Source organism: Ruegeria sp. AA3, from assembly GCF_056542905.1.
In genome coordinates this window covers 375485-382086 of sequence record NZ_JBQGAQ010000003.1, presented here as the reverse complement: position 1 = coordinate 382086, position 6602 = coordinate 375485, and the positions used below count along the sequence as shown (strand labels likewise).

Annotated in this window: 7 protein-coding genes; all 7 read right to left on the bottom strand. The window is 57.5% G+C overall.

Annotated elements, in window-relative coordinates:
• Window positions 1-97: 97 nt before the first annotated feature.
• On the bottom strand, window positions 98-1255 hold the full coding sequence (gene mltG, locus ACR0JR_RS08495; RefSeq protein WP_170773193.1) for an endolytic transglycosylase MltG: 1158 nt from the start codon (window positions 1253-1255) through the stop codon (window positions 98-100).
• Window positions 1256-2521, bottom strand: a complete 1266-nt coding sequence (fabF, locus tag ACR0JR_RS08490) for a beta-ketoacyl-ACP synthase II (protein WP_170540584.1) — start codon at window positions 2519-2521, stop codon at window positions 1256-1258. It abuts the gene before it with no gap.
• Window positions 2522-2725: 204 nt separating this feature from the next.
• Window positions 2726-3469, bottom strand: coding sequence for a 1-(5-phosphoribosyl)-5-[(5-phosphoribosylamino)methylideneamino]imidazole-4-carboxamide isomerase (locus ACR0JR_RS08485; protein WP_010442089.1), 744 nt, complete (start codon window positions 3467-3469; stop codon window positions 2726-2728).
• Between the two features lie 123 nt (window positions 3470-3592).
• Window positions 3593-4132: a GNAT family N-acetyltransferase gene (locus ACR0JR_RS08480; RefSeq protein WP_170779888.1), complete on the bottom strand. Its 540-nt coding sequence runs from the start codon at window positions 4130-4132 to the stop codon at window positions 3593-3595.
• Between the two features lie 139 nt (window positions 4133-4271).
• Window positions 4272-4505, bottom strand: a complete 234-nt coding sequence (locus ACR0JR_RS08475; RefSeq protein ID WP_008756330.1) for an acyl carrier protein — start codon at window positions 4503-4505, stop codon at window positions 4272-4274.
• Between the two features lie 209 nt (window positions 4506-4714).
• A complete protein-coding gene (gene fabG, locus ACR0JR_RS08470) occupies window positions 4715-5452 on the bottom strand; it encodes a 3-oxoacyl-[acyl-carrier-protein] reductase (protein WP_170585173.1) in 738 nt (245 codons plus the stop codon).
• 44 nt (window positions 5453-5496) lie between these two features.
• A complete protein-coding gene (gene fabD, locus ACR0JR_RS08465; protein WP_170472247.1) occupies window positions 5497-6435 on the bottom strand; it encodes an ACP S-malonyltransferase in 939 nt (312 codons plus the stop codon).
• Between the last annotated feature and the right edge of the window lie 167 nt (window positions 6436-6602).

The following is a 6602-nucleotide window of genomic DNA, read 5'->3' as shown; positions in this document are numbered from 1 at the left end:
TCGAATGACCGGGCCGTTTCTTTATTGGGGCTATGAATTCATGCTGTACAAGTCGGACAACATGCCGTTTCAAACCTGTACAAGTCGGACGATCAGATCAGTTCCCTGAATTTCGCTCTGCCTCGATCTCGCGCCACTTTGCGACGTTGCGATTGTGCTCTTGCAGGGTCTCTGCAAAGGCATGACCACCGGTCCCGTCTGCAACGAAGAAGATGAAATCCGTGTTGTCAGGTGCCACCGCAGCCTCAAGGCTCGCAAGACCCGGATTGGCGATCGGGGTGGGCGGTAACCCCTCGATGACATAGGTGTTCCAAGGCGTCGCGCGGCGCAGTTCGCTTTGCCGCAATCCGCGACCCAAGGTGCCCTGCCCCTTGGTCACGCCATAGATCACGGTCGGGTCAGTCTGCAGCCTCATACCTTGGTTCAGACGATTAACGAAAACGCTGGCCACTTGGCCGCGCTCTTCCGGTTGACCCGTTTCTTTTTCGATGATCGAAGCCAGAACCAGCATCTCTTCAGGGCTGTTCAAAGGCAAACCGTCCTGACGCCCCTCCCACGCCGCATTAATTCTAAGCTGCTGTTTTTCCTGCATTTCAGCAAGAATTGCATTCCGATCTTCACCGGGTCTGACCTCGTAGCTATCAGGGGCCAACATCCCTTCGGCAGGCAATTCGGCCACTTCACCGGTCAGCAAATCCATCGCTTTCAGCGACTCGACAATCTGCCAACTGGTGACGCCTTCGGCCAGAGAAATGCGATAGCGCGTATCCGCTTCGCTGCGTTTTTCTGCATAGGCTTCAGGCGCTTCCTCTTCACCGACTACGAAGGATGCGACTTCGTCGAAATCCAGCGTCGCCGGGTTCAGTTCGCGCACGCGGGTCTGCATACGGGTCACACCGATGCGGTATTCGATTTCGGTCCCGCAGGTGCTGGCGCCGCTATGGGTTATGTCGTCGACGATTTGTTCCATCGACGCGCCTTCGCGAACCAGAAAACTACCCGCTTTCAGCTGCTGAGATTTGTCTGCGTAATCAGCAGCTAAGCGGAAAATCAATCCGCTGCTGATCGCACCCTGATCCTCTAGATCACGGCTGACTCTTGTCATGTTAGAGCCCGGCTTTACCTGCAGGCAGATCGCAGTTTCTAGGGGACCTTCGGACTTGTACTGCGACTGCCCCCACAGGATGACGCCACCCATCAGGAACAGGCCAACGATCAGAATAGTCAACGCGTTCGAAGCGAGCGCTCGCCACATTTAGCTGACCTTTCCGAAGATCACACTTGCGTTGGTGCCGCCAAATCCGAACGAGTTTGACAAGGCCACATTGATCTCACGCTCGCGCTTGGCATTCGGGGCCAGATCGATCGGAGTTTCAACCGCCGGGTTGTCCAGATTGATGGTCGGCGGGGCGACCTGATCGCGGATCGCAAGGATCGAGAAGATTGCCTCAATCGCGCCAGCAGCGCCCAGCAGATGACCGGTGGCCGATTTGGTCGAGGTCATGGTCGCGTTGCTGGCGTGATCCCCCAGCAGGCGCTCGACCGCGCCCAATTCAATCGTATCCGCCATGGTCGAAGTGCCATGCGCGTTGATGTAGTCTAGGTCCTTCGGCTCAAGCCCCGCGCTGCGCAGCGCTGCTTTCATCGAGCGTTCGGCCCCGTCGCCATCCTCAGACGGAGCAGTGATGTGGTAGGCGTCGCCGGACATACCGTAACCCAGCACCTCCGCGTAAATTTTCGCACCACGAGCTTTAGCGTGTTCGTAATCCTCAAGAACCACGATACCAGCGCCCTCACCCATGACGAAACCGTCGCGGTCAATATCATAGGGGCGGCTCGCCTTCTTCGGGTCATCGGCATATTTGGTCGACAAGGCTTTGCAGGCGTTGAAGCCTGCGATACCGATTTCGCAGATGCAGCCCTCGCCGCCGCCCGCGATCATCACATCTGCATCTCCGGCGCGGATGATACGGCTAGCGTCGCCGATCGCATGGGCACCGGTCGAGCACGCGGTCACGACCGAGTGGTTCGGCCCTTTGAAACCATGCCGGATCGATACCTGACCCGAGGCCAGATTGATCAGCGCGCCCGGAATAAAGAACGGTGACACTCGACGCGGACCCTTGTCACGGATCAGATTTGCTGTGTTGGCAATCGACCCAAGCCCGCCAATACCCGAACCGATCAGAACGCCCGTGCGCAGGCGGTCTTCTTCGTCCTCGGGCAGCCAATTGGCATCCTTGCAGGCCATCTCGGCAGCCGCGATCGAATAGAGGATGAAATCCTCAATCTTGCGCTGCTCTTTCGGTGGCATCCAATCATCGGGATTGAACGTCCCGTCGGTGCCATCTCCGCGCGGCACTTCGCAGGCATAGGTCGTGGTGACCCCGCTTGCCTCAGCGTCGAAATGTGTGATCGGGCCTGCACCGGACTCGCCGTCCAGCAGCCGCGACCATGTTTCCTCAACCCCACTGGCCAAAGGAGTGACCAATCCAAGACCGGTTACGACGACTCTGCGCATGAAGTGCCTCTTGCCTGCTTCCTGTTATGAGAACCGCTCATACCCCGGCCCGGGGTGCGGGGGCAAGAGCAACGGCAGAATCTGGCTCGGCATCCCCAAACCGGAAATCGTTCAAAACTCTGCCATGTAATCTAAAATGCGTGAAAAAGTGAAAACCCGACCGACATCAAGCATATAACGGCCGGGTTTTTTGTTGCGCTATGTCTACTGGAATTCAGCGACCGGCTCGTGCGCCGATTTTGCAACTTCCAACGCTTCGGACAAATCAACTGTTTTGCGGAACAGTGCGCGACCAACGATTGCACCTGAAATATTCGATATATAGGCAAGGCGCGAAATATCATCTGCAGTACGGACGACGCCGCTTGCAATGATCGGTGTGCGTGATTTCTCGGCGAGACCCGAGATCAGCCCCAGCTGCGCCTCGACATCTTCCATGTCGCTATCGATGTCAGTGACCAAAATGGCCGCAAATGGTGTATCTGCAAATGCTTCAATGAACGCTTCCGGTGTAAAGGCGCTCTGGCTTCGCCAACCTTCGGTCATCACCTGGCCTTGCCAGACATCAACTGCCAATACGATCTGATCAGGATACAGCTTAGCCAGTTCTTTAACCAATTGAGGGTCCCAGGCCGCCAACGTCCCGATTACGATTCGTCCAGCGCCTTTGTTGATCCAATATTCAACCTGCTCGCGCGTCCGCATGCCACCGGCCAACTGCACGGACATTTCGGACGAACGAATGATCTCTTCAACCAGCTCTGCATTGGTGTCACGTCCTTCGATGGCATCGAAGTCCGTCAGTTGCATCCATGCTGCGCCTGCAGCCGACCAGCTTCGCGCGGTCTCTACCGGATTCACATGCCAGATCATCGCGTCATCCAGACGCCCCTTGTCCAGCGTCACACAGCGACCGTTCTGTAGTTCCATCGTGGGATAAATTCTCATGAGCCTTTTCCTCCGCTCACTCAAATGGCAATACCACGATACCATATCTCCGCCGCCCCTCCCATCTTTTCCCGGGATCGGCAAAGTAAATGCCGTTTGCGGCATTGCTCAAGTATAAGCGTTTCAGACCCGCGCCGGGGGTCCATCACGACGAAACAAATGAACCGCCGTGTCGAGGTACTCTGCCTCACGCAGCAACTTGTAGCCCAACTTCTCAGCCAGTCGCTGAGACGCTGCGTGGTCGGCATCAATCAGCGCGACAAGCGGGCCAGGTATGACGCGGTCGAACCAGTCATGCGCGGCTTGGGCGGCTTCGTGCCCGTACCCCTGCCCTTGCAACTCTGGGTCCAGAACCCATCCTGCTTCGGGGAAGCCATCAAAATCTTCTCCGAGCTCGCGGTTGCCGAAAAAGAACCCGGCCTGCCCAATCAGAGTGCGATTCGATTGCAGCAACACACCCCATTGACCGAAACCAGTCATCTGCCAGTGGCCAGCGTTGCGCAGGAAGGAATCCCAGGCCTCGCCACGCGTCTTCGGGGTGCCACCGATATGTCGCACAACTTTCGGATCACGCCAGATCTCGGCGAAACGGTTGAAATCCTCCGGGCGCATCGCACACAAGGTCAGACGCGCAGTATTGATCATCGGGATGGATCTTATCATGCCCTTACCCGCTCATTTTTTGCCTCAAGCGCCAGATTGCGAATTCTCAACAGATCAAGGCAAGCGCGAATTACGTCAGGCACAAAAAAACGGCGCTTCCGTTGCCCGGAAGCGCCGCTTTTGTCTTAGAACGATAAGCTTAGGAAGCTTCGCTGATGAATTTGACCGCGTCGCCAAAGGTCTGGATGGTCTCGGCAGCGTCGTCCGGAATCTCGATGCCGAACTCTTCTTCGAACGCCATTACCAGCTCAACGGTGTCCAGGCTGTCTGCGCCCAGATCGTCGATGAACGAGGCGTTTTCAGCAACCTTGTCCTCTTCAACACCCAGGTGCTCAACAACGATCTTCTTTACGCGATCTGCGACGTCGCTCATGTCTATTCCTCATTTCATTTCAGGGCTGTCCGCCCGGTTCTGCCCTTGCCCGTTCGGGATGGACTGGTTTTGCCCTTTCCGGGCGGTTTGGGTCCCGGGTCCCCGGGAAATCAGAGAACCGGCCCTTGGACCGGTTCCTGCGCATATGCGCCGCCTATAACACAGACTACGCACAAGGCAAACGCTTTCGCATCCGCCCCGAATTGCGACTACAACATGGCCATACCGCCATTCACATGCAAGGTGCTTCCGGTAACATAACCTGCTTCGGGGCTTGCGAGATACAACACAGCGGCTGCGATTTCCTGCGGATCACCCATACGACCGGCTGGAACCTTGAGCAGCAGACCCTTCTTTTGCTCATCTGTCAGCTTCTCGGTCATCGCGGTGGTGATGAAGCCCGGCGCAACCGCGTTCACGGTGATCCCACGGGTTGCAACTTCATGCGCCAGCGCCTTGGAAAAGCCGATCATGCCCGCTTTGGAAGCAGCATAGTTCGCCTGACCCGGGTTCCCGATTGCCGCAACAACCGACGAGACATTCACGATCCGGCCCCAGCGCGCCTTCATCATGCCGCGGATCACACCTTTGCACAGCTTCATCGTGGCGGTCATGTTCACGTCGATCACGCTCTGCCATTCTTCATCCGACATGCGCATGAACAGGTTGTCGCGCGTGATGCCTGCGTTGTTGACCAGAATATCAACCGAGCCCATCGCCTCAGCCGCCTGTTTCGGCAGGGCCTCGACGGCTTCGGGATCGCTCAGGTTACAAGGCAGGACATGCGCGCGTTCACCGAGGCTCTCGGCCAAGGCTTGCAAAGGCTCCACGCGCGTTCCGGATAGGCCTACCGTGGCACCAGCGTCGTACAGCGCGCGGGCAATATCGCCGCCAATGCCACCCGAAGCGCCAGTGATCAGCGCATTCTTACCTGTCAAATCAAACATCTATGTTCCCTCTCTGGCCGCTGTAACCGGCGGCTGTCCTTTGTTCATGCGCCGGGGTTAACGGCTTTTTGTACGTCTTCAGGCGATCCAACCGCCGTGCAGGACAGCGCACGATCAATCTTGCGGATCATGCCAGACAAAGCTTTACCCGCGCCGATCTCCCACACCTCGGTCACACCCTGTGCGACCATGTACTGCACGCTCTCGCGCCACCGAACCGAACCGGTGACCTGTTCCACCAGCAGCTGTCGGATCACATCCGGATCGGTCACAGCATCGGCCCGAACATTCGCGACCAACGGCACGGCGGGTGCCTTGATTTCCACGGCAGCCAGAGCGTCTGCCATTACATCTGCAGCAGGTTGCATCAGCGCACAGTGAAATGGAGCACTTACAGGCAACATAATCGCGCGTTTGGCACCTTTTTCCTTGGCAATCTCGGCAGCGCGTTCAACAGCGGCCTTTGCACCCGAGACGACGACCTGAGTCGGATCGTTGTCATTGGCAGCCTGACAAACTTCTCCCTGCGCGGCCTCTTCGGCCACCAGACGCACTGCTTCTAGGTCCAGACCCAGGACTGCGGCCATTGCGCCTTCACCTACTGGTACAGCGCTTTGCATCGCCTGTCCGCGCGTCCGCAACAGCCGTGCGGTATCAGCAACCGACAAAGCACCGGCAGCGGCCAAAGCCGAGTATTCACCCAGCGAGTGTCCCGCCACATAGGACGCCATCGAGATTGACGCCCCTTCAGCCTCCAGTGCACGCATCGCTGCCATCGATGTCGCCATCAACGCAGGCTGGGCATTTTGCGTCAGCGTCAATTCAGCAATATCGCCTTCCCAGATCAGATCGCTCAGCTTTTCGCCCAAGGCCTCATCGACCTCATCGAAAATGGCGCGCGCGGCGGGATAGGCGTCGGCCAGTGCTTTGCCCATTCCGATGGTCTGGGCGCCCTGCCCCGGGAAAACGAATGCGCGTGTCATTGCAACCTCATGGATGACGTTAGATTGCGGCGGGGTGTAAACTGACTGACGACGCTGCACAAGCGTTGCATGCGTTCTGCATCAGGACACCTTGACTGTGCATTTCTCCGCCTTGTGTCCGCACAGCATCCCTTTAACTTACCCGCAACCCAGAAATGCGGAGAGCT